Raw genomic sequence first — 24,631 nt, forward strand, 5'->3', positions numbered from 1 at the left:
CACGAGGAGCGTCACCGATGTCCTGGGACACCGCACGAGCCGGCCACGGCCCCGCGCGGCCCGGTCGAACGGGCGTTCGAATCCGTGGCATCCTCGAACGGTGTCCGGTGGCCAGCTGCGCAGGGACGGGCAGCGCCCGCTGTACGACGTGCTCCGCGAGCGGCAGGCCCGCGGCGAGCGGCCCGCGGTGCGGCACTGCTGGGTCCGGGCCACCGACGGCGGCGACCCGTGGCCGGGGGTCGTCGTGGCGTGGGTCCGCGGCCCCCACGGGTGGCGGGGGCGGGTGGTGTACGTCGTGCCGGGCGACGACCCCGTCCTGGTGGAGGCGTGGGTGGACGCCGAGCACCTGCGCCCGGCGGGCGGGTAGCCCGGCGGGTGGGGTCAGCGCGCGACGACCGCGTCGGCCTCGATCTCGACGAGCAGGCCGGGTTCGATGAGGCGGCTCACCTCGACCATCGTCGCGGCGGGGCGCACGTGCCCGAAGAACTCCCCGTGCACGCGGCCCACCTCCTCCCAGCGGGAGATGTCGGTGACGAACATCCGCGTGCGCACGACGTCCTCCAGGGTGGCGCCGGCCTCCAGCAGCGCCGCGCGGATCCTCACCAGGCAGGCGCGGGTCTGCTCGGCGACGTCGTCGCCGCCGACCGGCCCGTCCGGTCCGGCGGCGGTGGTCCCCGCCACGCTGACGTGGTCGCCGACGCGGACGGCGCGGGAGTACCCCACGACGTCCTCCCAGGCCGCGCCGCTGGAGATCTGGTGTCGAGTGCTCACGGGAGGACTCTGCCGCACCCCGGTAGCGTCGCGGCCGTGACCCAGACGCCGTGGCTCGTCCTGATCGACCTGCAGCGCATCTTCGCCTCGCCCGACAGCCCGTGGGCGGCCCCGCGGTTCGAGGCCGCGGCCGCCGGGTGCGCGCGGCTGGTGGAGCGGTTCGCGCCGAACGTCGTCCTCACCCGTTTCGTGGCACCGGAGCGGCCGTGGGGGGCGTGGGTGCCGTACTACGAGGAGTTCGCCTTCGCCCGGGTCCCGGACGGCGACCCGCTGTACGCGCTCGTCGACGGGTTCGCCGCGCCGGGCCGGCCGGTCGTGACGGCGCCGACGTTCGGCAAGTGGGGGCCGGAGCTGGCCGCCCTCACCGGTGGGACCCCGATCGTCCTGGGTGGGGTCTCGACCGACTGCTGCGTGCTGTCGACGGCGCTGGCGGCCGCGGACGCCGGGGTCGCCGTCACGGTCGTGGCCGACGCGTGCGCGGGGGCCGGTGACGTCGAGCACGCCCGGGCGCTGGACGCGATGCGGCTCTACGCGCCGCTGATCACGGTGGTCGACTCGCTGGGCTGAGTCCGCGCGACGATCTCCCGGACCGCCGCGTCCGCGGCGTCGGCGTCGGCGTCGGCGACGGCGCGGGCCAGGGCGGCGTGCAGCACGACGTCGTGCGGGTCGGGGTCGACGCCGGCGCGGTCGTGGACGGCGAGCCCGACGACGTTCGCGAGGTGCACGAACAGGGCGTTCCCGGAGGACCGCAGGACCAGGTCGTGCAGTTCGGCGTCGAGGCGGGGGAAGTCCGCGGTCGGGGCGAGCCGGTGCGCCAGTTCCCGCAGCCGGGTCCGCGCCGCCGGGGTGGCGTGGGCGGCGGCGGCCCGCGCGGCGGCGGGTTCGAGCGCGGCCCGCAGTTCCCGCAGTTCCCGCAGCTGCCGCTCGCGGGCCGGACCGGCGAGCCGCCAGCGGACCACCTGGGGGTCCAGCAGGTTCCACGCGCCCGCCGGCTGCACGACGAGCCCGACGCGCGGGGACGCCGACAGCAGGCCCAGCGCGGCCAGGACGCGGGTGGCCTCCCGGACGATGCTGCGGGAGGCCAGCGTCCGGTCGACGAGCGCGTCCACCGACGTCCGGGACCCCTCGGCGAACTCGCCGCCGACGACGGCCGAGCCGATCTCGTCGAGGACGCGGCGGAACGCGGGGCTCCTCACCGCGGGGAGACCGGCGAGACCACGAGTTCGTCGATGCGGACGTGCGCGGGGGAGTCCAGGACGAACTGCACGGTGCGGGCGACGTCGTCGGCGGTGAGCATGCGCCCGCGGGCGGTGGCGTCGGGGACCTGCGGTCGCTGGGCGAGGAAGTCGGTGTCGACGTCGCCGGGGCACAGGTGGGTGGCGCGGACGCCGTGCGCGGCCTCGCCGGCGTTCAGGGTCCGCACCACCGAGGACAGGGCGCTCTTGCTGGCGGAGTAGGCGACCCCGGCGCTGGGGTGGAACGCCCACCCGGCGTAGGAGGAGATGACGACGGCGACGCCGGAGCGGGCGCGCAGGTCCGGCAGGGCGGCGTCGAGGACGGTGACGACGGCGCCGAGGTTGACGGCGACGACGTCGTGGAACTCCTCGACGTCCTGGTCGTCCCACTGCCGGCGCGGGGTGTTGCGGCCGGCGGCGAGGACGAGGGCGTCGATGCGGCCGAACTCGGCGACGACGCGGGCGCGGGCGGCGCGGACGGCGTCGCCGTCGCGGACGTCGAGGGGCAGTTCGAGCACCGGGCCGGGCAGGGAGGAGGCGGTGTCCCGCAACGCTCCGGGCCGCCGGCCGGACAGGACGACGGTCCACCCGGCGTGGGACGCGGACCGGGCGACGGCCTGCCCCATCCCCGACCCGGCCCCGGTGATCCACAGCACTCGTTGCACGTCGGCTCCTCGGGTCGTAGGTTCGGGTTCCAATAATATGCTCATTGGAGGGGAACTCGTGCACCTCGACCTGTCCGACCGCGTCGTCGTCGTCACCGGATCGGGCCGCGGGATCGGCCGCACCCTCGCCCGTCGCTTCGTCGCCGAGGGTGCCCGCGTCGCCGGGTTCGACCGCGCCTTCGAGGCCCCCGCGGAACCGGGGGTCCTCCAGGTCGGCTGCGACGTCACCGACCCCGCCTCCGTCCAGGCCGCCGTCGACCGCACGGTCACCGAGTTCGGGACCGTCGACGTCCTCGTCAACAACGCCGGGATCAACGTCGAGGGCCGGGTCGCGGACCTCACCTGGGAACGGTTCCGGCAGTGCCTCGACGTCAACGTCGGCGGGGTGTTCCTCGTCAGCCAGGCCGTCGCCGAGGTGATGAAGCCCCGCCGTCGCGGCCGCATCCTCAACGCCGCCTCGTTCGCCGCGATCGTCCCCAGCGTCGGCAGCGCCGCCTACGCCGCCTCCAAGGCCGCCGTCGTGCAGTTCACCCGCGTCCTGGCCTCCGAGCTCGGCCCGCACGACATCACCGTGAACGCCTACGCGCCCGGCATGGTCCCGACCGCCATGAACGGTTTCGCCGACCTGCCCGCCGAGCAGGCCGACGAACTGCTCGACACCCTGTCGCTGCGGCGGTGGGGGAGCGCCGACGACATCGCCGACCTCCTGGTTTTCCTCGCCAGCGACGCCGCGGGCTACATCACCGGGGCCCTGCTGGACGTCTCCGGCGGCAAGCTCGCCACGCAGATCCCCCGCCGCGCCCACCGGTGACGGTGGCGGCGTCCCCACCCGGCAGCGGACGGGCCGGGAAGGGCCCGCAGGGCGCGCACCCGTGCGCGGGCGGACCCGGCGGCCGGAGGTCCGCGCAGGCGGTGGCCGCCCGGGCGGGAGATGCTCGGGGCATGTCCCGCCCCCAGCCCCCCGCCGGCTCACGCAGCCCGGCTGACCCGCGGTCAGCAGCGCACTCCCGACCGGTCCTGCCGGGGGCGGACCGGGCGTCGGCCCTCCACGAGCGGTGGCTGTTGAGCGGACCCGAGCGGGGGAACCCGGCCACGCGACTGCCCGCCTTCCGCGAGGGCAACGCGGTGCGGCCCCTGGTCGACGGCGCCCGCTTCTTCGACGCCCTCGCCGGCGCGGTGGAGGCCGCCGGGCGCGGTGACGTCGTCCTCTTCGCGCAGTGGATGTCGGATCCCGGGCAGCGCCTGCGCGAGGACGGCCCCACCCTCGCCCGGGTCCTCACCGCCGCGGCCCGGCGCGGGGTCGTGGTCAAGGGCCTGGTCTGGCGCACCCCGCGCGACGTCCACCGCTTCTCCCTGCAGCGCAACCGCCGTCTGGCGCGGCGGGTGCGGGGCCGGCACGCCGAGGTGCTCCTCGACCAGCGGGTGCGCGTCCTCGGCAGCCACCACCAGAAGTTCTTCGTCGTGCGGTACGCGGGACGCCCGCACGAGGACGTCGCCTTCGTCGGCGGCATCGACGTCGCCCACGGTCGCCGGGACGACCCGCGGCACCGCTCCGACCCCCAGGCGCTGCCGCTCTCGCGTCCCTACGGGCGGCGAGCGCCGTGGCACGACGTGCACTCGGAGATCCGCGGCCCGGCGGTTCACGACGTGGAGACCGTCTTCCGGGAACGGTGGGAGGATCCCGCGCCCCTGTCGAACCTGCCCTGGCAGCGGTGGTCCGACGTCCTCGACCGGAAGGTCCTGGGGGTTCTGCGCCGACGGCGGGAACTGCCTGCGCAGACCCCGCCCCCGCCGGTGGCGGGCACGTGCACCGTGCAGCTGCTGCGCACCTACCCGCTCCGCCGACCGCCCTACCCCTTCGCCCCGCGAGGGGAGTTCAGCGTCGCCGCGGGCCACGCCAAGGCGCTGCAGCGGGCGAGGCGGCTGGTCTACGTCGAGGACCAGTTCCTGTACTCCGCCCTGGCGGCCCGTCCGTTCGCGCGGGCGTTGCGCGCCGACCCCGCGCTGCGCCTGGTGCTGGTGGTGCCCCGGGCCCCGAAGGCGAACTCCTGGCTGACCGCGCCCGCGCAGCAGATCGGTCAGGTCGACGCGCTGCGCGTGCTGCGGGCCGCCGGTGGGGACCGGGTGGAGGTCTACGACGTGGAGAACGACCGGGGCCGGCCCGTGTACGTCCACTCCACGGTCTGCGTCATCGACGACGTGTGGGCGTGCGTGCGCAGCGACAACCTGTGCCGACGTTCCTGGACCCACGACTCCGAACTGTCCGCGGCGGTGCTGGACGGGGAGCTCGACGCCCGGGAGCCCCTGGACCCGGGTGGGCTGGGTGAGGGGGCGCGGCGCTTCGCGCGCGACCTGCGGCTGAGCCTGGTGCGCGAGCACCTGGGACTGGCGGACTCGGCGGTGGCGGGGGAGCTGGCTGATCCCGTGGTCGCGGCTGACGCGTTGCGCCGCAGCGCCGACGCCCTCGACGCCTGGTACCGCAGCGGCCGGCGGGGCCCTCGCCCTCCCGGGCACCTGCGGCGGCACCGCGACGTGCGGCTGAACCTGCTGCAGCGGTTGCTGGCCCGCCCGGTGCACCGCTACCTGATCGACCCCGCGGGGTGACGTGCACGGCGAGGAGGACCTGCGTCCGCCCGCCGTCACCGCGCCCCACGCCACGGCGTGGCCGGCGACCGGCGCGGGGCGGGGCCCCGCGCCGGTCACGCGGTCGGGTTCACGCCAGGGGCGAGCCGCCGGTCACGCCGAGGACCTCGGCGGTGATGTAGCTCGACTCCTGCGAGGCGAAGAACACGTACGCCGGCGCGAGTTCGGCCGGCTGCCCCGCCCGCCCCAGCGGGACGTCCTCGCCGAAGGTCTCCACCTTCTCCTCCGGCATCGTCGCCGGGATCAGCGGCGTCCAGATCGGGCCGGGAGCCACCGAGTTCACCCGGATCCCCTTCTCGGCCAGCATCTGGCCCAAACCCTTGGTGAAGTTCACGATGCCGGCCTTGGTGGTGGCGTAGTCCAGCAGCGGCGGGGAGGGCTGGTAGGCCTGGATGGAGGAGGTGTTGATGATGGTGGACCCGGGCCGCATGTGCGGAACGGCCTTCTTGCACAACCAGAACATGGCGTACAGGTTCGTCTTGAGCACCCGGTCGAACTGCTCGGTGGTGATGTCCTCGATGCCGCCCGGCTGCGCCATCTGGTAGGCGGCGTTGTTCACCAGCACGTCGATGCGCCCGAACTCCGCGACGGCGCGGTCGACGACCTGCTGGCAGGCGTCCTCCTCGCGCAGGTCCACGGGCACCGCGACGCCCTTGCGCCCGGCCCGCTCGACGTGACCGATCGTCGTGCGCGCGTCCTCCTCCTCCTCGGGCAGGTAGGCGATGAGGACGTCGGCGCCCTCGCGGGCGAACGCGATCGCGACCGCGCGCCCGATGCCGGAGTCCCCGCCGGTGATGATCGCCTTCTTGCCCTCCAGGCGGTTGCTGCCCCGGTAGGAGTCCTCCCCGTGGTCGGGCTCGTCGCCCATCTCCTGCGTGCGCCCGGGGTGGGGGATCTGCTCGCCCTCGGAGTCCGGCTGGGAGAACTGCTCCTGCGGGTCCTGGGGTTCGGTCTGGTCCTGGGACATGGCTACCTCCGTCGTCGGGTGTCTCACCGGTGGCCTACCCCGTCAGGCGCCGGCTCACGCCCCGGACCCGGGGATTTTCGCCACCGGGTCCGCCGGCACCGCCGCCGGGGGAGGTCAGCGGATGCCCGCGGCCCGCAGTTCCCCCGCCAGCCGCGCCGCGTGCCGGGTGAGGATCCCGGCGACGCGCTCGACCTCGGCGTCGGTGGCCTCCTCGGCGGGCATGCTGCAGCTGAGGGCGTCGCTGGCGGGGATGCGGTACTCCACGCGCACGCCCACGCAGACGGTGCCGGCCAGGTTCTGCCCGCGTTCGAGCGCCCAGCCGCGGGCGCGGACCTCGACCAGCTCGGCCTCCAGCGCCGCCCGGTCGGGCACCGTGTCGGGGGTGAGCGCGGGGAACGGCCCGTCCGGCAGCAGCGCGTCGAGCTCGGCGGCGGTCCGCTCGGCCAGCAGCGCCTTGCCCAGCGAGGTGGCGTAGGCGGGCAGGTACCGGCCCACGCGGGAGAGGTTGCGGTGCGCGTCGGGGGCGTCGCGGGTCGCGAGGTAGACGACGTTCGCGCCGTCGAGGCGGGCGACGTGCGTGGTGCGGCGCGTCTCGTCGCGCACGGCCTCCACGGTGGCCAGCGCCAGCGGCAGCGCCGCGTCGCGGTCGAGGTAGGCGGTGCCGGTGAGCAGGGCCTGGGAGCCGATGCCGTACCCGCCGGCGCCGGGGCCGGTCGCGGCGGGCGGCTCGATCCAGCGCAGGTCGACGAGCGTGCGCAGCAGCGCGTGCAGGCTGGAGCGCGGGTAGCCGGTCCGTTCCTGCAGCTGCGCGACGGTCAGGACGTACGGCGGCTGGGCCAGCGCCTGCAGGATCCGCACGGTGCGCTCGGCCGACTTCACCGGGCCGCGGCCGCCGTCGGCCTCCTGCACGTCCTCGCGGGTGGTCATGGCCGGGAGTCTAGACACTCTCCACGTCGCTGGACGTGTTCACGGGTGTGGACGGCGAGGGGGACGGTGGGGCCGGGTGCGCGTTCCGGTGGATCGAGTGTCACCCCGGATCCCCACCGTGGCGGTGTGCACCACTCCGCTCGCCCCTCCAGGCGCCCGACCCCACCGCACCCCCCGCAGTACCGCGATCGCGATCACCGCAAACCTGCCGCAGGTCAGCGGGGGGGCACGGGCCCCTCAGTCGCGGGCCCGCAGCTTCGCGACGAGCTCGCCCAGGACCCGCTCGGAGTCCTCGTGGGGCACCTGGCAGGTCCCGGCCGCCACGTGACCGCCGCCGCCGTACTCTAGGCACACCGCACCGACGTCGACGGGGGAGGTGCGGTCGACGATCGACTTCCCCACGGCGAACACGGTGTTCTGCTTGGCCCGCCCCCACATCACGTGCATCGAGACGCGGGCCTGCGGGAACAGGGCGTACACGAAGAACCGGTTGCCGGCGTGGATCGTCTCCTCCTCGCGCAGGTCCAGCACGGCCACGTCGCCGTGCAGCGTCGTGACCCGCCGCAGCTGGGCCTCGAACAGCGCGGCCTGGGCGCGGAACAGCTCGACGCGCTCGGCGACGTCGGGCAGCGCCAGGATCTCCTCGACGTCCTGGTAGTCGATGCAGGCGTCGATGAGCTGCATCATCAGCTGGTAGTTGGAGATGCGGAAGTCGCGGAAGCGGCCCAGGCCGGTGCGCGAGTCCATGAGGAAGTTCAGCAGGGTCCAGCCGGTCGGTTCCAGGATCTCCTCGACGGAGTACTGGGCGGAGTCGGCCTGGTCCACCGCGCGCATCAGCTCGTCGGAGATCTTCGGGAAGCGCGCCGCGCCGCCGTAGTGGTCGTAGACGACGCGGGCCGCCGACGGGGCGTCGGCGTCGATGACGTGGTTGTCGGCCCCGGCGTTGCGCAGCGTCTCGGAGTGGTGGTGGTCGAACACCAGGTGCGCACGCGGGTCGTAGGGCAGGTTGGTCAGGATGTCCCGGCCGGTGATCTCCACCGCCCCGTCCTGCACGTCCTTGGGGTGCACGAAGGTGATCTCGTCGACGAGCTCGAGCTGGCGCAGGAGGACGGCGCAGACCAGCCCGTCGAAGTCGCTGCGGGTCACGAGGCGGAAGGTCTCACTCACACCCGGCTGATCGGCGGCCACGGCACCGAGCTTGATCGACCGAGGGGGTCTTGTCGCCCGGACGGGTGTCGCCGGGCGGGCGGGGGTTCGGATCGTTGGCCCTCCGCTGCCGATCACCGACAGCGAGGGGCCGACGATCCGAACCCCCGCACCGTCCGGCCCCCCCGTCGGGGAGCTTGACGCGTCCGGACCCGCGGGCCAGACTCGACCCGCGCTTTGAATCGTCTCAGAGCGCCTCGGTCGAGGAGGATCGTCGATGACGGAACGGGCGTGCTTCCTGCTGCACCTGCGGCCGGAGCTGGTCCCCGAGTACCTGCGGGTCCACGCGGACGTCTGGCCCGAGATGCTCGAAGCCCTCACCCGCACCGGCTGGCGGAACTACTCGCTGTTCCTGCGCGCCGAGGACGGCCTCGTGGTCGGGTACTGCGAGACCGACGACTTCGCCGCCACGACGGCCGCGATGGCGGCCGAGGACGTCTCGGCGCGCTGGGAGGCGACGATGTCGCGCTTCTTCCAGCCCGCCCCGGCCGGGGCCGCCGGGGACCGGCCGCGCGAGCAGCTCGTCGAGTACTTCCACCTGGACTGACGGGACGGCCTGCGGCGCGGACCGGTCTGGGACATTGGGGTCATGGCGACCGTCAAGGAGGTGGCCCAGCGGGCCGGGGTGTCGCTGGGCACGGTGAGCAACGTGCTGAACCGTCCCGAGGTGGTCTCGGAGGCGCTGCGCACGCGCGTGCAGGACGCGATCGCCGAGCTCGGCTTCGTGCGCAACGAGTCCGCCCGCCAGTTGCGGGCCGGGGTGAGCCGGACCATCGCCATGGTCGTCCTCGACGTCGCCAACCCGTTCTTCACCGACGTCATCGCCGCGGCCGAGGACGTCGCCGAGGACCACGACGCCCTCGTCGTCATGTGCAACAGCGCGAACTCCGCCGACCGCGAGGCCCGGCACCTGCGCCGGCTGGACCAGCAGCGCGTCCTCGGCGTCCTGCTGACCCCCGTGCACGACGCGCCGAGCGCGGCGCTGACCGAGGTGCGCGACCACGGGACCCCGGTCGTGCTGGTGGACCGGGGCGCGGCCTCCGGCGGGCCGTCGTCCGTGGCCGTCGACGACGTCCTCGGGGGGCGGCTGGCGGGGGAGCACCTCGTGGGGACCGGGCACCGCCGCATCGCCTACGTCGGGGTCGCGACGCCGCTGCGGCAGGTCGAGGAGCGGCTGCGGGGCGTGCGCGAGGCCGTGGGCGCGGCCGGGGACGTCCAGGTGGTCAACACGACGGGCCTGTCGGTGCGGGCCGGCTCGCAGGCCGCGGCCCGGTTCCTGTCGCAGGCCCCCGCCGAGCGCCCCACGGCGGTGTTCTGCGCGAACGACCTGCTGGCCCTGGGCGTCCTCAACGAGTGCGTCCGGCGGGGGGTGCGGGTCCCCGACGAGCTGGCCGTGGTGGGCTACGACGACATCGGGTTCGCCGCGACGGCGTCGGTGCCGCTGACGTCGGTGCGCCAGCCGCGCGAACTGCTGGGGCGCACCGCGGTCGAACTGCTGCTGGCGCACGTCGAGGGCCGCCCCGCGCAGCAGGTCGTGTTCGAGCCCGAACTCGTCGTCCGGCGCTCGACGGGCCGGCGCGCGCGCGTCTGAGGTCCCTCAGCGCCTCCGGCCGCCCGGGACCTCCCGGGGCTGCTCGGCGAGGGCTGAGCGCAGGACGGCGAGGGTGGCCCGCTGGATCTCGTCCACGGTGCGGCCGGGCTCCTCGGCGACCCAGGTGCCGAAGGCGACCCGGAACACGGTGATCGTCGAGTGGGCCAGCAGGCTCGCGGTGGGTTCGGGGACCTCGCGCCCGCGCAGGGCGGCCGCGACGGCGTCCGCCAGCACGGCCATCTTCAGCTCCTCGCGTTCGGCGAGCGCGGGGTGGGCCTCGACGACGGCCGCCCGGCGGCGCGCCCAGGGCCGGCGGTCCTCGGGGAAGAACCCGGCCGCGGCCCGCAGGGCGTCGGCGGTCAGTCCCGCGGGGTCGGTGGCGGGGGAGTTCGCGACGGCGTCGGTGAACACCGCCTGGAGGCGCTCGCTGCCGCCGAAGAGGGCTTCGCGCTTGTCGGCGAAGTGGCGGAAGAAGGTGCGGTCGGTCACGCCGGCGCGCTGGGCGATCTGGGAGACGGTCGTCCGGTCGTAGCCCTGTTCGTCGAACAGTTCCAGGGCGGCGGCCTGCAGCCGCTCGCCGGACCCGGGTGCCCATCGCGCCATGGCCCCATCCTAGGTGATGACAGATCCTGACATCGTGGTCTACGGTGATGTCACATCACGACATCACATCTCAGGAGGTTCCCGTGCGTGTCTTCGTCACCGGCGCATCCGGCTGGATCGGTTCCCACGCGGTCCAGGAGTTCCTCACCGCCGGCCACGAGGTCCTCGCCCTCGCGCGCTCGGACGCCTCGGCCGCCGCCCTGCGCGCCCGCGGGGTCCACGTCCTGCGCGGCGACCTCGACGACCTCGCCTCCCTGCGCGAGGGCGCCCGCTCCACCGACGGCACCGTCCACCTCGCCAACAAGCACGACTTCACCGACCCCGCCGCCTCCAACGCGGCCGAGCGGGCTGCGGTGCAGACCATCGCCGACGAACTCGCCGGTTCCGACCGCCCGTTCCTGCTGGCCAGCGGCCTGGCCGGCCTCGGCGACGGCCGCCTGCTCACCGAGGACGTCGTCAACCCCGCCGTCGGCCCGGACTCCCCCCGCGGCGGGTCCGAACGCCTCGCCCTCGACTACGCCGACCGCGGGGTGCGGGCCGTCGCGGCCCGCTTCGCCCCCACCGTGCACGGCACCGGGGACCACGGTTTCCTCGCCGCCCTCGTCGCCGCCGCCCGCGCCGCGGGACGGTCCGGGTACGTCGGGGACGGGACGAACCGGTGGGCGGCCGTGCACGTCACCGACGCCGCCCGCGCCGTGCGGCTCGCCGTGGAGAGCGCCCCCGCCGGGACCCGGCTGCACGTCGTCGCCGAGGAGGGCATCCCCACCCGGGACATCGCCACCGCCATCGGCGAAGGGCTCGGCCTGCCCGTCGAGTCCGTCGACCCGGCGCGGGCGACCGAGGAGATCGGCTGGATCGGGTTCTTCCTCGGGCTCCCGGCCGCCGCGTCCAGCGACCGGACCCGGGCGCTGCTCGACTGGCACCCGACCGGGCCGACCCTGGCCGAGGACCTCCCCGGCTACCTGGCCTGAGGGGTTCGGCGTCTCCGGGGACCACCGGGGGTGGTCCCCGGGGACGCCGGAGCGCGCGCGGACCGGGCGCCGCACTGGCAGCATGCCCACGTGCCCGACCTCGACCCCGCCACGATCACGGCCCGCGGTCACCGCCCCGGCCTCGTCCGGCACGTCGTCCTGTTCCGCTACCGCGACGAGGTCGGCCCCGACCAGCGGCAGGAGGTGCTGACCCGGTTCCGCGCCCTCGCCGCCTCCCCGCGCGACGGCGAACCGTACGTCGTCTCCCTGGAGGCGGGGGAGCAGACCAGCCCCGAGGGCGCCGGCGGCGGGTTCGAGCACGGGATCGTCGTCACGTTCGCCTCCGAGGGCGACCGGAACTACTACGTCGGGGACCCCGTCGCCCCCGACCCCGCCCACCACGACCCCGAGCACGCCCGGTTCAAGGAGTTCGTCGGTCCGCTGCTGGCCGACGTCCTCGTCTTCGACGTCACCGTCCCCGCCTGACCCGGTCACCGGGTCAGGCGGGTCAGGCGGGACAGCCGTCAGGACAGCTGCAGGACCAGGTCCCCGCCGTCGACGTTCTGCACCCCGTCCAGCGCCAGCCGCGCCACCGCCCCCGCCCGCGGCGCGGTGATCGCCGCCTCCATCTTCATGGCCTCGATGGTCGCCACGACCTGCCCGGCCTCGACGGCGTCACCCGCGGCGACCTGCAACGTGACCGTCCCGGCGTACGGGGCGGCGACGTGCGCCGGGTTCGCCGGGTCGGCCTTCTCGGCGGCCTTCACGTCCACGGTGATCGACCGGTCCCGCACCTGGATCGGCCGCAGCTGCCCGTTCAGCGTCGCCAGCACGGTCCGCATCCCGTGGTCGTCGGCGTCGGAGACCGCCTCCAGCCCGGCGATGAGGTCCACCCCGGGTTCGAGGTGGACGACGTGCTCGACCCCGGGCCGTAGGCCGTACAGGGCGTCCAGGGTGTCCAGCACCGAGGTGTCGCCGTACGTGGCGCGGTGCGTCTCGAAGTCGCGCGTGGGGCCGGGGAACAGCAGCCGGTTCAGCGTCCGCCGCCGCTCCCGGCCCGGGGTCGCCAGCAGTCCGGCGTCCTGCTCGGTCAGCTCGGCGGTGGCGGGTTTCACGTTCCGCCCGGCCAGCGCCCTGCTGCGGAACGGCTCGGGCCAGCCGCCCGGCGGGGTGCCCAGGTCACCGGCGAGGAAACCGATCACGGAGTCGGGGACGTCGAACGCGGCGGGGTCGTCGGCGAACTTCGCGAACGCCTCCGGGGTGTCGACGCCCTGCGCGACCAGCTGCAGCGCCAGGTCCCCGACGACCTTCGAGCTCGGCGTGACCTTCACCAGCCGGCCCAGGACGGCGTCGGCGGCGGCGTACGTCGTCTCGATCTGCTCGAACCGCTCACCCAGGCCCAGGGCGATGGCCTGCTGGCGCAGGTTCGACAACTGCCCGCCGGGGATCTCGTGGTCGTACACGCGGCCCGTGGGACCGGGCAGCCCGGACTCGAAGGGCGCGTAGACGCGGCGGACGGCCTCGAAGTACGGCTCCAGGTCCGTCGCCGCCCGCAGGTCCAGCGGGGTCTCCCGCTCGGTGTGCGCGGTCGCGGCGATCAGCGCCGACATCGACGGCTGGCTCGTCGTCCCCGACAGGGCCGCGTTGGCGACGTCGACGGCGTCGACCCCGGCGGCGATCGCCGCGGTGAGGGTGGCGAGCTGCCCGCCGGCGGTGTCGTGGGTGTGCAGGTGCACCGGCAGCGGGAACTCCGCCCGCAGCGCGGTGACGAGCCTCGCCGCCGCCGCCGGGCGCAGCAACCCCGCCATGTCCTTGACCGCCAGGACGTGGGCGCCCGCCGCGACGTACTGCTCGGCCAGCCGCAGGTAGTAGTCGAGGGTGTAGAGGTCCTCGGCGGGGTCGGACAGGTCGCCGGTGTAGCAGAGCGCGGCCTCGGCGACGGCGTGCGTGCGCCGGACCGCCTCGATCGCCGGCCGGACCTGCTCGACGTCGTTGAGGGCGTCGAAGACGCGGAACACGTCGACCCCGGTCGCGGCGGCCTCGGCGACGAACGCGTCGGTCACCTGGACCGGGTACGGCGTGTACCCGACGGTGTTCCGGCCGCGCAGCAGCATCTGCAGCGCGACGTTCGGCACCGCCTCGCGCAGCGCGGCCAGCCGGTCCCACGGGTCCTCCCCGAGGAAGCGCAGCGCGACGTCGTACGTCGCCCCGCCCCAGCACTCCAGGGACAGCAGGCCCGGCAGGGTCCGCGCGACCGCGGGCGCGATCGCCAGCAGGTCCTTGGACCGGACGCGGGTCGCCAGCAGCGACTGGTGCGCGTCGCGGAACGTGGTGTCGGTGACGTGCACCCGCTGCTCGGCGCGCAGCCACGCCGCGAACCCCTCGGCCCCGAGCGCGTCCAGGCGCTGCTTGGACCCGTCGGCCGGCCGGCCGGAGGCCCGCACGAGCTTCTCGGCCGGGGACAGGCCCGTCGGCGCCGCGCCGTGCGGCTGGTTGACGGTGACGTCGGCCAGGTACGTCAGCAGCCGCGTCCCGCGGTCGTTCGGGGTCTTGGCGACCGTCAGGTCGGGGCGCTCGGCGATGAACCCGGTGTCGACCCGGCCGGCGAGGAAGTCGGGGTCCTCCAGCACCGCCCGCAGGAAGGAGATGTTCGTCGTCACCCCGCGGATGCGGAACTCGGCCAGCGCGCGCCGGGCCCGGGCCGCGGCCGTCGCGAAGTCCCTCCCGCGGCACGTCAGCTTCACCAGCATCGAGTCGAAGTGGGCGCTGACCTCACCCCCGGCGACGGCGTTGCCCTCGTCCAGGCGCACCCCGGCGCCCCCGGCCGAGCGGTAGGCCGAGATGCGGCCGGTGTCGGGGCGGAACCCGTTCGCCGGGTCCTCGGTGGTGATGCGGCACTGCATCGCCGCGCCCCGCACCTGCAGGGTGTCCTGCGCCAGCCCCAGGTCCGCCAGCGTCTCCCCGGCCGCGATGCGCAGCTGGGACTGCACGAGGTCGACGTCGGTGACCTCCTCGGTCACGGTGTGCTCGACCTGGATGCGCGGGTTCATCTCGATGAACGCGTGCTCCCCGGCCCGCTCCCCGGCGGTGGCGACGAGGAACTCGACGGTCCCGGCGTTGACGTACCCGATCTCGCGGGCGAACGCGACGGCCTCGGCGTGCAGGCGCTCGCGGATCCCGGGGGCCAGGTCCGGCGCGGGGGCCAGCTCGATGACCTTCTGGTGGCGGCGCTGCAGGGAGCAGTCGCGCTCGAAGAGGTGGACGACCTCGCCGGTGGCGTCGGCGAGGACCTGGACCTCGATGTGCCGGGGCTTCACGACGGCGCGCTCGAGGAACACGGTCGGGTCGCCGAAGGCGCCGTCGGCCTCGCGCATCGCGGCGGACAGGGCCCCGGGCAGCGCCGCGGCGGTCTCGACCAGGCGCATGCCGCGCCCGCCGCCGCCGGCGACGGCCTTGACGAAGACGGGGAAGCCGATCCGGTCGGCGGCCGAGACCAGGGCCTCGACGTCGGCGGAGGGGGCCGAGGAGGGGTTGGTGGTGATCCCGGCGGCGCGGGCGGCGGCCAGGGCGGTGACCTTGTTGCCGGCCACCTCCAGGACGGCCGGCGGCGGGCCGACGAACGTGATGCCGTGCGCGGCGCAGGCGCGGGCGAGGTCGGGGTTCTCGGAGAGGAACCCGTAGCCGGGGTAGACGGCGTCGGCGCCGGACTGCCGGGCGACGCGGACGATCTCGTCGACGTCGAGGTAGGCGCGCACGGGGTGGCCGCGCTCGCCGATGAGGTAGGACTCGTCGGCCTTGAGGCGGTGGACCGAGGCGCGGTCCTCGTGCGCGAAGACCGCGACGGTGCGGGCCCCGAGCTCGTAGGCCGCGCGGAACGCCCGGACGGCGATCTCGCCGCGGTTGGCCACCAGAACCTTGCTGAACATCGCTGAGGATCTCCCGTCGTCGTGCCGGACGGCGCCCCGGGCGCGGGGTCGAGGTCGTCGGCCGCGTGTGGACGGGCGCCGCTGCCCACGGGACCCACCCTGGCGGACACCCGGCGCCCGGGCAACAGGCTCGGACGTGAAGAAGTCCCGATCTTCACCGGGGAAGGCGGTGAGGAGCTCCGTTCGACGTCAGGCCGGGTCCGTCGGTGGTGAAGTCGGCCCGGAGTGCACGCGGCGGAGCGTTGCGGCGGGTTGTTCCGGGGCCACGGCGGGCCGGTCCCCGGGTTGCGGGACGACGCGACATGTGGGGGTGGGAGTAGGTCCGGACCCCCAGGTGTTGTGGAGGAGTGTGTGGACGACGTGGGGACCGGCCGGTGGACGCCTGTGGAGGACACGCCGAGGCAGCACGACACGCCGAACACGCTGCGTTTACCTCTGCTGACGATGGGTATCCGCCAGACGGGTGGTTCCGACGTGTCGTCGCAGGTCAGCGGCTTGCGGCCCGCGCCGGTCCACCGGACCACCGGACCACGGCGAATCACATCCTTGTCACACACCATGTTGTGCCGGTTTTCCACACGGCCCCCTAGGGGTAGTGTTCAAAGCACTCCAGCAGGACGGGACTCCCGGCCCAGGCCTCACCTCGACGCCTCGACCGCGCTGACCCCGATGACAGGACCCGAGGGAAGAAGGAACACCCGATGAGCATCACCGTCTACAGCACGCCGTCCTGCGTGCAGTGCAAGGCGACCTACCGCGCGCTGGACCGCAAGGGCCTGGCCTACGAGGTCGTCGACGTGACCGTCGACGCCGACGCGCTCGCGCTGGTCCGCTCCCTCGGGTACGTCCAGGCCCCCGTCGTCGTCGCCGGCGAGGACCACTGGTCCGGCTTCCGCCCCGACCGCATCGACGCGCTGGCCAAGGCCGCCGTCTCCGTCTGACCCACCCCGGAGAGCACCAGCAGGAGTCCCCGTGGCACCCGGCGTCGTCTACTTCTCCAGCGTCTCCGGCAACACGCACCGCTTCGTCGGCAAGCTCCAGCTGGACCGCCCCGCCCTGCGCATCCCGCTCCACGCCCGGGACGAACCCCTCGTCGTCACCGAGCCCTTCGTGCTCGTCGTCCCCACCTACGGTGGGGGCGGCGGCGCCGGAGCCGTGCCCAAGCAGGTCATCCGCTTCCTCAACGACCCCGCCAACCGCGCCCTCCTGCGCGGGGTCATCGGGGCGGGCAACACCAACTTCGGTGAGCACTACGCCGTGGCCGGCGACATCGTCGCCGCCAAGTGCCGGGTGCCCCACCTCTACCGCTTCGAACTCTTCGGGACCCCCGACGACGTGCGCCGCGTGCGCGATGGATTGGACTCGCTGTGACCCTCACCTCCGACACCCCCGACGTGCAGGCCGTACCGGCCCCGGGCTCGCCGAGCTACCACACGCTCAACGCGATGCTGAACCTCTGGGACGAGGACGGCAAGATCCAGTTCGGGGCCGACGTCGAGGCCGCGCGGCAGTACTTCCTGCAGCACGTCATCCCGCGCACCCGCCGCTTCGACTCCTTCGAGGCCCGCCTGGAGCACATGGTCGAGCAGGGGTACTACGAGGGCCACGTCCTCGACCAGTACTCCCGCGAGTTCGTCCGCACCCTGACCGACCGCGCGCACGCCGCGAAGTTCCGCTTCGCCACCTTCCTGGGCGCGTTCAAGTTCTACACGAGCTACGCGCTGAAGAGCTTCGACGGCAAGGAGTACCTCGAGAACTTCGAGGACCGCGCCGTCATGACGGCCCTCACCCTCGCCGTGGGCGACGAGGCGCTCGCCACCGCCATCGTCGACGAGATCATCACCGGCCGCTTCCAGCCCGCGACCCCGACCTTCCTCAACGCCGGCAAGGGCTCGCGCGGGGAGCTCGTCTCCTGCTTCCTGCTGCGCATCGAGGACGACATGGAGTCCATCGGCCGCGGCATCAACTCCGCCCTGCAGCTGTCCAAGCGCGGCGGGGGCGTGGCGCTGCTGCTGAGCAACATCCGCGAGTACGGCGCGCCGATCAAGAAGATCCAGAACCAGTCCTCGGGCGTCATCCCCGTGATGAAGCTCCTGGAGGACTCCTTCTCCTACGCCAACCAGCTCGGCGCGCGCCAGGGCGCCGGCGCGGTGTACCTCTCGGCGCACCACCCGGACATCCTGCGGTTCCTCGACACCAAGCGCGAGAACGCCGACGAGAAGATCCGGATCAAGACCCTCAGCCTCGGGGTCGTCATCCCCGACATCACCTTCGAGCTCGCCAAGAACAACGAGCCGATGCACCTGTTCTCCCCGTACGACGTCGAGCGCGTCTACGGCAAGCCCTTCGGCGACATCGCAGTCTCCGAGCACTACCGCGAGATGGTGGCCGACGACCGGATCCGCAAGACGCAGATCTCGGCCCGCGAGTTCTTCCAGACCCTCGCCGAGCTGCAGTTCGAGTCCGGTTACCCCTACATCGTGTTCGAGGACACGGTGAACCGGGCCAACCCGATCGCCGGCCGCATCAACATGTCGAACCTGTGCTCGGAGATCCTGCAGGTCAACACGCCCAGCGCCCTGGCCGAGGACCTCACCTACTCCGAGGTCGGCAAGGACATCTCCTGCAACCTCGGCTCGCTGAACATCGCCCTGGCGATGGACGGCGGGAACCTCGGCCAGACCGTCGAGACCGCGATCCGCGCGCTGACCGCCGTCTCGGTCGCCAGCGACATCCAGTCCGTGCCGTCGGTGGCGAACGGGAACGCGAAGTCGCACGCCATCGGCCTGGGCCAGATGAACCTGCACGGCTACCTGGCCCGTGAGCGGGTGCACTACGGCAGCCCCGAGAGCATCGACTTCACCAACGTCTACTTCGCCGCGGTGCTGTTCCACGCCCTGCGCGCCAGCAACGCCATCGCCCGGGAGCGCGGCGAGACGTTCGAGGGGTTCGAGAACTCCGCCTACGCCGACGGGACGTTCTTCGACAAGTACGTCGAGAACGACTTCCTGCCCACGACCGACCGCGTCGAGGAGCTGTTCGCCCGGGCCGGGGTCGTGCTGCCGACCCGCGCGGAGTGGGCCGACCTGAAGGCGTCCGTCGTCGAGCACGGCATCTTCAACCAGAACCTGCAGGCCGTCCCGCCGACGGGTTCGATCAGCTACATCAACAACTCGACCTCCTCGATCCACCCGATCGCGTCGAAGATCGAGATCCGCAAGGAAGGCAAGCTCGGCCGCGTCTACTACCCGGCGCCGTTCATGACGAACGACAACCTGGAGTTCTACGAGGACGCCTACGAGATCGGCCCCGAGAAGATCATCGACGTCTACGCCGCGGCGACGCAGCACGTGGACCAGGGCATGTCCCTGACGCTGTTCTTCAAGGACACCGCCACCACGCGCGACATCAACCGCGCGCAGATCTACGCGTGGCGCAAGGGCATCAAGACGATCTACTACATCCGGATCCGGCAGATGGCCCTCGAGGGCACCGAGGTCGAGGGTTGCGTCAGCTGCATGCTCTGAGCGTGCGCTGCGAGCTGTCAGGGGAGAGGGAACCGTGGAGAAGTTGAAGCTCATCGACCGCGTCAACGCGATCAACTGGAACCGGCTGCAGGACGAGAAGGACCTGGAGATCTGGAACCGGCTCACCAGCAACTTCTGGCTGCCGGAGAAGGTGCCGCTGTCCAACGACGTGCAGTCGTGGCAGAACCTCAGCCCGGAGGAGCGCGTCCTGACGATGCGCGTGTTCACCGGCCTGACGCTGCTGGACACCATCCAGGGCACCGTGGGGGCGGTCTCCCTCATCCCCGACGCGCTGACCCCGCACGAGGAGGCCGTCTACACGAACATCGCGTTCATGGAGTCGGTGCACGCCCGCAGCTACTCCTCGATCTTCTCCACCCTCGCCACGACCCGCGAGATCGACGAGGCGTTCGGCTGGTCGGAGCAGAACGAGGCGTTGCAGCGCAAGGCGTCCATCGTGCTGGAGTACTACCACGGTGACGACCCGCTGAAGCGGAAGGTCGCCTCCACACTGCTGGAGTCGTTCCTGTTCTACTCCGGGTTCTTCCTGCCGATGCACTTCTCCTCGCGGGCTCAGCTGACGAACACCGCGGACCTGATCCGGCTGATCATCCGCGACGAGGCCGTGCACGGTTACTACATCGGGTACAAGTTCCAGCGCGGTCTGGAACTGGTGGACCAGGCCAAGCGCGACGAGATCAAGGACTACGCGTTCGACCTGCTCTACGAGCTGTACGACAACGAGTGCAAGTACACCGCCGACCTGTACGACGGCGTGGGGCTCACCGAGGACGTCAAGACGTTCCTGCACTACAACGCCAACAAGGCGCTGATGAACCTCGGGTACGAGGGCATGTTCCCCTCGGACATGACGAAGGTGGACCCCTCGATCCTGTCGGCGCTGTCCCCGAACGCCGACGAGAACCACGACTTCTTCTCGGGGTCGGGGTCGAGCTACGTCATCGGCAAGGCCGTGGCCACCGAGGACGAGGACTGGGACTTCTGACCTCCCTCCCCGCGATCAAGGACTGACGCCCGGCGATCAAGGACTGGTGAGTCCTTGATCGCCGGGCGTCATTCCTTGATCACCGGGATTCGGCGGGGGAGGGCGGTGGGCGAGGCTAGTTCGTGGCCTGCGCCACCGTCTCCGCGTCCAGCCGCAACGTCCCCGCGCCGAGCGTCCGCACCCCGGACGGGTCCGCGGGCCGCCGGGTGTGGAAGTCGGACACCGCCTGGTGCGCGGCGGCCACCTCCAGCAGCCGGTCCTCCTCGTAGGGCTGGCCGCCGACGATGACGCCGACGGGGGCGAGCGGGCCGCCCTCGGCGGCGGGGGCCTCACCGATCGGGAACGCGATCTCGGGCAGCCCGAGGATGTCGAACGGCACCGGGGAGGTCTGCAGGACCACGTCCACCCGCGTGAACAGCCCGGCGAACAGTTCCTGCAGCAGCCACGTCTTGGCCCGCTGGCCGGTGATCCACTCGTCCCCGGACAACAGCAGCCCCTGCAGCCAGGACAGCGAGCTCACCCCGAACAGCGACAGGTCCTCGCGCAGCCAGTGCCGGAACGGCTCGGTCCGCTCCGAGAGGCGGATCGCATTGAACGTGCCGGTCAGCAGTTCCCAGTCGGCCGGGTACTGGACGTCCACGAGCGTGACGCCGGGCACCGCGGCCATCCGGTCGAGGAAGGCCTGCCGGGCGGCGGCGACCTCGGCGCCGACGCCGGCGAAGAAGTCGGCCGGCACCCCGATCGCCGTGGCCCGCCGCAGCTCCACCCCCTTGACGCCGTGGACGGGTGTCGCGGCGGTCACCAGGTCCGGGACCTCCGGCAGGCCCAGCGTGCGCGGGTCCAGCGGGTCGGGGCCGGCCAGCACCGAGGTCATGATCGCGGCGTCCACCGCGTCCCGCGCCAGCGGGCCGGAGTGGTCGCGGGTGAACGACAACGGGATGATCCCGTGGATCGAGGTGCGGCCCATCGTGGGTTTGAGGCCGGTGAGGTTCTGCTGCCGGGACGGCTCGGTGATGCTGCCGCCGGTCTGGGTGCCGATGGAGCTCGTCGCCAGCCGCCCGGCCACCGCCGTCGCCGGGCCGGTCGAGGAACCGCCGGGGTCGACGGACGGGTCCTGCGGGGTCCAGGCGTTGACGGTGGTGACGACACCGGCGGGGGTGGTCGCGCGGGTCGTGGCGAGCGGGCCCATCTGGCCCTTGCCCAGGACGATGCCGCCGGCGGCGGTGAGCCGGGCGACCGCGGTGGCGTCGGTGTCGGGGACGAAGTCGGCGAAGATCGTCGAGTTCGCCGTCGTCGGGACCCCGGCCGTCCAGTAGTTGTCCTTGATGCACAACGGGATCCCGGACAGCGCGCGGTGGACGTCGCCGCGGGCGTCGACCTCGGCGGCCTTCGCCAGCGCCGCGTCGGCCGTCACGGTGTTGAACGCCTGGTAGACGGACTCGAAGGCGCCGATCCGGTCCACGTGCGCCTGCACGAGGTCGGTGGCGGTGAGGCGGCCCGCGCGCAGCAGGGTCAGCGCCTCCGCGATCGTCGCCTCGGTCGGGTCGTCGACGGCGGCCGAGCGGACGGTGACGTCGGGGGCGGCGACCGCCGCGCGGGCCGGCGCGGTCGCGGCGAACGTCGCCCCGCCGGAGGCGGCGAGGAAGGTGCGGCGGTTCAGGGTGCGGCTCACCGGGCGCTCCCTTCGGACCCGGGGGCCCAGGCCGTCGCGATCGAGGGGTAGAGCAGGGGGGCCGCGGCCTGCTGGGCGGCCTCGGGGGAGGGCGCCGGGGGTTCCCAGGCGCTGATCGCCGGGACGGTCGTGCGCAGGAAGGTGCGCAGGGACGCCAGCGCGGCGCTGCGGGTCGGGACGCCGGTGGCCGGGTCGGCCACCGCGGGCAGCTGGTCGAGGTCCACGCCGGCCAGGGTCAGGCGGGTGGTGATGAGGAGGTCCAGAGCGTCGTCGCTCACACCGGTCGGGTCGATCACGTGCTCTCCCAGGGTGGTGCTGATGGGTCAGCTGTGACTCTGCTGACTCCTGGGACCACGCGGAAGGGCCGGCGCGTTACGAATTGTTACGACGGGGGCGTCTCGTCGGCGTGCTCGACGCGGTCCCCGGCCGTGGCCATGTGGGTCCGCATGGCCGCCTGGGCGGCCTGCGGGTCGCGCGCCGCGACGGCGTCGAGGACGGCCCGGTGCTCGCGGCAGGCCACCTCGGCCTGCTCCCGGCGGCGCAGCCCGCGGTCGACCCACAACCGCAGCAGGCTGCGGGTGGTCTGCAGCAGGTCCGCGAGCACGTCGTTGCCCGAGGTGCGGGCGAGGGTGACGTGGAAGTGGGCGTCGGCCTCGATGAACGCGGGCAGGTCGTCGAGGCTGGCCTCCATCTGCGCCAGCGACTCGCGCAGCGCCCGCACGTCCTCGTCCCCGATCCGCTCGGCGGCCAGGGCGGCGGCGTGGACCTCCAGCGCGCTGCGGACCTCGGACAGCTGCGAGGTGTGCCGGGCCGAGAGCATCAGCCCCCAGCTGAGCGTCGTCGGCAGCAGTTCGGACATGCTGTCGCGCAGGTACGTCCCCGATCCCGGCCGCACCGTGACGATCCCGAGCACGTCCAGCGCCGCGAGCGCCTCCCGGACCGCGGAGCGGCCCACGCCGAGCGTCTCGGCGAGCTGGCGCTCGGGGGGCAGGCGCGAGCCGGGCGCGAACTGCCCGGAGGACAGCAGGGTCGTCAGCTGGCGGACGACCTCGGAGACCGCGCTGCCGCGGGGGACGGCCTTCAGCTCCATCTGCACGAGGGTGGGGTCGTCGCTGCGGAAGGCCGGCACGCGGTCAACGTACCCGATGCCCTGCGAACCGGACCGGTCAACCGGTTGACGCACAGGGGGAGCGGCCCCGACGATCTGCGGAGGCAGCCGCGACGCCGCGGCCGCGGGACGGAGACACGCGTGACGAACCCCCAGTCGGCCCCCGCCGGCGACGATCCCTGGCGCGACGGGGAACCGGACCCCGTGCCGTTCACCCTCGGCCGGTGGGCGGGGCAGGTGCGGCGCGGCGGGTCGCTGTCGAACCTCACGTTCGACGGCGTCGACGTCCTGCGCGCCGTCCGCGCCGTCGTCCGCGACCGCGACTGGCGCACCGCCCCCTCCGCCGTCTCCACGCTGGACGTCCGCGGCACCGACCTCCTCCTGACCGGGACCTTCGACGACGACGGCGGCGAGGACGCAGTCCACGGCGACTGGACCCTCACCGCGCGCGCCACCGGGGACACCCTCACCGTCGACTTCACCGGCACCACGCGGACCGCGTTCTCCCGCAACCGGTTCGGGCTCGTCGTGCTGCATCGCACCGACGACGCCGGCCGGGAACTGCACGTCCGCCACCCCGACGGGACGAGCACCACGACCGCGTTCCCCGTCGACATCGCCCCCCACCAGCCCGCACGCGGCATCGCCGCCCTGGCCTGGTCGCGGCCGGGGGCCGACGTGGCGCTGGAGTTCTCCGGCGACGTGTTCGAGATGGAGGACCAGCGGAACTGGACCGACGCCTCGTTCAAGACGTACAGCACCCCGCTGGACGAACCGTTCCCCGTGGCGCTGCCCGCCGGGGCCGTCGTGCGGCAGCGCGTCGTCGTGCGCGCCACCGCCACCGCCGCCGAACCGGCACCGGAGCCCGGCCCGGTCGCGCTCGTCGCGTCCGGGACGGCGCTGCCGCAGTGGGGGACCACCGGCCCCGTCGACGGTTTCGACGGCCCCCTCCTCGTCGAGCTGCTCCTGGCCGACCCCGCCTGGCAAGCCGACCTGGACCGCGCCCACCGCATCGGCCGGCCGCTCGACGTCCGGCTCGTCACCGACGACCCCGACGAGGTCCGCGCCGCGCTCCCGGCCCTGGCGGGCGTGCCGGTCGTGCGCCTCGGCGCGCACTCGGCGACCCGGCACGTCACCACGGCCGGCCTGTGGGACGCGCTGTGCGAGGACACCTCCGGCGCCGAGCGGGTCGCCGGGGCGCGCTCGCACTTCACCGAGCTGAACCGCACCCTCGCGCAACTGCCCCCCGACGCCGCGGGCGTCGTGTTCGCCAGCACCCCGCAGATGCACGACACCGGCCGCGACCAGGTCGTCGAGGCCGTCGACGTCCAGCGGCTCACCGCCGTCCAGGCCGTGCGGTCGGCCGCGGGCCGCCCCGTGCACGTCGGGCCCGTCACCGCGCGCGCCCGCTACAACGCCGTCGCCACGACGCCCTGGCGGCCCGGGCGCGACCGGACCCCCGCCGACCCGCGCACCGGCGCACCGGCCTTCACGGCGTGGGTGGTGGCCAGCGCCGCGGCGTTCGCCGTCGACGGCGTCGCGACCGTGGTGTTCGGGGACGTGGAGGGCACCGGTGCGGACGCGGTGCGGCTGCTCGCCCCGCTCGCGGGCCGCGAACGCCTCGACCCCGACGGCCCGCTGCCCCCCGGCGTCCACGTCCTGGCCGGGCGCGGGCCCGACGGCGACCGCGTCCTCGTCGCCAACCTCGGCCCGGGCACCCGGACCGTCGTCGTCGGCGGTGCGACGTTCACCGTCGCCCCGGGCGCGGTCTCGCAGGGGTGAGGACGATTCGGAGCGAGGAGGCAGGTGAGGC

General features: G+C 73.7%; 24 protein-coding genes. 13 read left to right on the forward strand and 11 right to left on the reverse strand.

Features of this window, described 5'->3' with window-relative positions; all coding sequences use genetic code 11:
- Positions 1 to 100: 100 nt before the first annotated feature.
- Positions 101 to 367: a hypothetical protein gene (locus ACRYRX_RS04450; protein ID WP_432510604.1), complete on the forward strand. Its 267-nt coding sequence runs from the start codon at positions 101 to 103 to the stop codon at positions 365 to 367.
- 14 nt (positions 368 to 381) lie between these two features.
- Here the strand turns inward: ACRYRX_RS04450 and ACRYRX_RS04455 are convergent, their stop codons facing one another.
- Entirely contained in the window at positions 382 to 771 is a 390-nt protein-coding gene (locus ACRYRX_RS04455) for a RidA family protein (protein WP_432510605.1), read from the reverse strand.
- Between the two features lie 36 nt (positions 772 to 807).
- Between ACRYRX_RS04455 and ACRYRX_RS04460 the strand changes: the two genes are divergently transcribed.
- Positions 808 to 1,338, forward strand: coding sequence for a cysteine hydrolase family protein (locus tag ACRYRX_RS04460; protein WP_432510607.1), 531 nt, complete (start codon positions 808 to 810; stop codon positions 1,336 to 1,338).
- On the opposite strand, the gene ACRYRX_RS04465 is transcribed toward ACRYRX_RS04460, so the two are convergent.
- Positions 1,299 to 1,967, reverse strand: coding sequence for a FadR/GntR family transcriptional regulator (locus tag ACRYRX_RS04465; RefSeq protein WP_432510608.1), 669 nt, complete (start codon positions 1,965 to 1,967; stop codon positions 1,299 to 1,301). The two genes, ACRYRX_RS04460 and ACRYRX_RS04465, sit on opposite strands and share 40 nt — an antisense overlap.
- A complete protein-coding gene (locus tag ACRYRX_RS04470; protein WP_432510610.1) occupies positions 1,964 to 2,671 on the reverse strand; it encodes an SDR family oxidoreductase in 708 nt (235 codons plus the stop codon). The genes ACRYRX_RS04465 and ACRYRX_RS04470 overlap by 4 nt, the downstream gene beginning before the upstream one ends.
- Positions 2,672 to 2,729: 58 nt before the next feature.
- Between ACRYRX_RS04470 and ACRYRX_RS04475 the strand changes: the two genes are divergently transcribed.
- Entirely contained in the window at positions 2,730 to 3,482 is a 753-nt protein-coding gene (locus ACRYRX_RS04475; RefSeq protein WP_432510670.1) for an SDR family NAD(P)-dependent oxidoreductase, read from the forward strand.
- 251 nt (positions 3,483 to 3,733) lie between these two features.
- Positions 3,734 to 5,275: a phospholipase D family protein gene (locus tag ACRYRX_RS04480; RefSeq protein WP_432510611.1), complete on the forward strand. Its 1,542-nt coding sequence runs from the start codon at positions 3,734 to 3,736 to the stop codon at positions 5,273 to 5,275.
- Between the two features lie 109 nt (positions 5,276 to 5,384).
- Here the strand turns inward: ACRYRX_RS04480 and ACRYRX_RS04485 are convergent, their stop codons facing one another.
- The 3 genes from ACRYRX_RS04485 to ACRYRX_RS04495 all read right to left on the reverse strand — a co-directional run bounded on the left by ACRYRX_RS04485 (position 5,385) and on the right by ACRYRX_RS04495 (position 8,375).
- Positions 5,385 to 6,281, reverse strand: a complete 897-nt coding sequence (locus tag ACRYRX_RS04485) for an SDR family oxidoreductase (RefSeq protein ID WP_432510612.1) — start codon at positions 6,279 to 6,281, stop codon at positions 5,385 to 5,387.
- A gap of 114 nt (positions 6,282 to 6,395) precedes the next feature.
- Positions 6,396 to 7,208, reverse strand: coding sequence for an IclR family transcriptional regulator (locus tag ACRYRX_RS04490; protein ID WP_432510614.1), 813 nt, complete (start codon positions 7,206 to 7,208; stop codon positions 6,396 to 6,398).
- A gap of 237 nt (positions 7,209 to 7,445) precedes the next feature.
- On the reverse strand, positions 7,446 to 8,375 hold the full coding sequence (locus ACRYRX_RS04495; protein WP_432510615.1) for a DHH family phosphoesterase: 930 nt from the start codon (positions 8,373 to 8,375) through the stop codon (positions 7,446 to 7,448).
- Between the two features lie 256 nt (positions 8,376 to 8,631).
- On the opposite strand from ACRYRX_RS04495, the gene ACRYRX_RS04500 reads away from it, so the two are divergent.
- Complete coding sequence (locus ACRYRX_RS04500; RefSeq protein WP_432510616.1) at positions 8,632 to 8,961, forward strand: L-rhamnose mutarotase; 330 nt, start codon at positions 8,632 to 8,634, stop codon at positions 8,959 to 8,961.
- A gap of 42 nt (positions 8,962 to 9,003) precedes the next feature.
- Positions 9,004 to 10,005, forward strand: coding sequence for a LacI family DNA-binding transcriptional regulator (locus ACRYRX_RS04505; protein WP_432510617.1), 1,002 nt, complete (start codon positions 9,004 to 9,006; stop codon positions 10,003 to 10,005).
- A 6-nt stretch (positions 10,006 to 10,011) separates the two neighbouring features.
- Here ACRYRX_RS04505 and ACRYRX_RS04510 read toward each other — a convergent pair whose 3' ends face one another.
- Positions 10,012 to 10,608 (reverse strand): TetR/AcrR family transcriptional regulator, encoded by a 597-nt coding sequence (locus ACRYRX_RS04510; RefSeq protein ID WP_432510618.1) that lies wholly within the window; start codon positions 10,606 to 10,608, stop codon positions 10,012 to 10,014.
- 83 nt (positions 10,609 to 10,691) lie between these two features.
- Between ACRYRX_RS04510 and ACRYRX_RS04515 the strand changes: the two genes are divergently transcribed.
- Together ACRYRX_RS04515 and ACRYRX_RS04520 are read left to right on the forward strand one after the other, a co-directional pair.
- Positions 10,692 to 11,579, forward strand: coding sequence for an SDR family oxidoreductase (locus tag ACRYRX_RS04515; RefSeq protein WP_432510619.1), 888 nt, complete (start codon positions 10,692 to 10,694; stop codon positions 11,577 to 11,579).
- A gap of 90 nt (positions 11,580 to 11,669) precedes the next feature.
- Complete coding sequence (locus tag ACRYRX_RS04520; protein WP_432510620.1) at positions 11,670 to 12,065, forward strand: Dabb family protein; 396 nt, start codon at positions 11,670 to 11,672, stop codon at positions 12,063 to 12,065.
- A 38-nt stretch (positions 12,066 to 12,103) separates the two neighbouring features.
- Here the strand turns inward: ACRYRX_RS04520 and ACRYRX_RS04525 are convergent, their stop codons facing one another.
- The gene (locus tag ACRYRX_RS04525; protein ID WP_432510622.1) at positions 12,104 to 15,505 is read right to left on the reverse strand and encodes a pyruvate carboxylase; all 3,402 of its coding nucleotides are present in this window, start codon (positions 15,503 to 15,505) and stop codon (positions 12,104 to 12,106) included.
- A 701-nt stretch (positions 15,506 to 16,206) separates the two neighbouring features.
- On the opposite strand from ACRYRX_RS04525, the gene nrdH reads away from it, so the two are divergent.
- The 4 genes from nrdH (at position 16,207) to nrdF (ending at position 20,038) form a co-directional block, all read left to right on the forward strand.
- Entirely contained in the window at positions 16,207 to 16,446 is a 240-nt protein-coding gene (gene nrdH / locus ACRYRX_RS04530; protein WP_179750297.1) for a glutaredoxin-like protein NrdH, read from the forward strand.
- Between the two features lie 31 nt (positions 16,447 to 16,477).
- A complete protein-coding gene (nrdI, locus tag ACRYRX_RS04535) occupies positions 16,478 to 16,876 on the forward strand; it encodes a class Ib ribonucleoside-diphosphate reductase assembly flavoprotein NrdI (protein WP_432510623.1) in 399 nt (132 codons plus the stop codon).
- 74 nt (positions 16,877 to 16,950) lie between these two features.
- Positions 16,951 to 19,032: a class 1b ribonucleoside-diphosphate reductase subunit alpha gene (gene nrdE / locus ACRYRX_RS04540; protein WP_432510671.1), complete on the forward strand. Its 2,082-nt coding sequence runs from the start codon at positions 16,951 to 16,953 to the stop codon at positions 19,030 to 19,032.
- 34 nt (positions 19,033 to 19,066) lie between these two features.
- Positions 19,067 to 20,038 (forward strand): class 1b ribonucleoside-diphosphate reductase subunit beta, encoded by a 972-nt coding sequence (gene nrdF / locus ACRYRX_RS04545; RefSeq protein WP_432510624.1) that lies wholly within the window; start codon positions 19,067 to 19,069, stop codon positions 20,036 to 20,038.
- A 115-nt stretch (positions 20,039 to 20,153) separates the two neighbouring features.
- Here the strand turns inward: nrdF and ACRYRX_RS04550 are convergent, their stop codons facing one another.
- The 3 genes from ACRYRX_RS04550 to ACRYRX_RS04560 form a co-directional block, all read right to left on the reverse strand.
- Positions 20,154 to 21,710, reverse strand: coding sequence for an amidase (locus ACRYRX_RS04550; protein WP_432510625.1), 1,557 nt, complete (start codon positions 21,708 to 21,710; stop codon positions 20,154 to 20,156).
- Entirely contained in the window at positions 21,707 to 22,006 is a 300-nt protein-coding gene (locus ACRYRX_RS04555; RefSeq protein WP_432510626.1) for a hypothetical protein, read from the reverse strand. Before ACRYRX_RS04555 ends, ACRYRX_RS04550 begins: the two co-directional genes overlap by 4 nt.
- An 86-nt stretch (positions 22,007 to 22,092) precedes the next feature.
- On the reverse strand, positions 22,093 to 22,839 hold the full coding sequence (locus ACRYRX_RS04560) for a FadR/GntR family transcriptional regulator (RefSeq protein ID WP_432510627.1): 747 nt from the start codon (positions 22,837 to 22,839) through the stop codon (positions 22,093 to 22,095).
- Between the two features lie 120 nt (positions 22,840 to 22,959).
- Between ACRYRX_RS04560 and ACRYRX_RS04565 the strand changes: the two genes are divergently transcribed.
- Positions 22,960 to 24,600 carry a hypothetical protein gene (locus ACRYRX_RS04565; RefSeq protein ID WP_432510628.1) on the forward strand — a complete coding sequence of 547 codons (1,641 nt, stop codon included), beginning with the start codon at positions 22,960 to 22,962 and terminating at the stop codon, positions 24,598 to 24,600.
- Positions 24,601 to 24,631 lie beyond the last annotated feature (31 nt).

The organism is Kineococcus lubricus (assembly GCF_050871965.1).
Lineage (GTDB): Bacteria > Actinomycetota > Actinomycetes > Actinomycetales > Kineococcaceae > Kineococcus.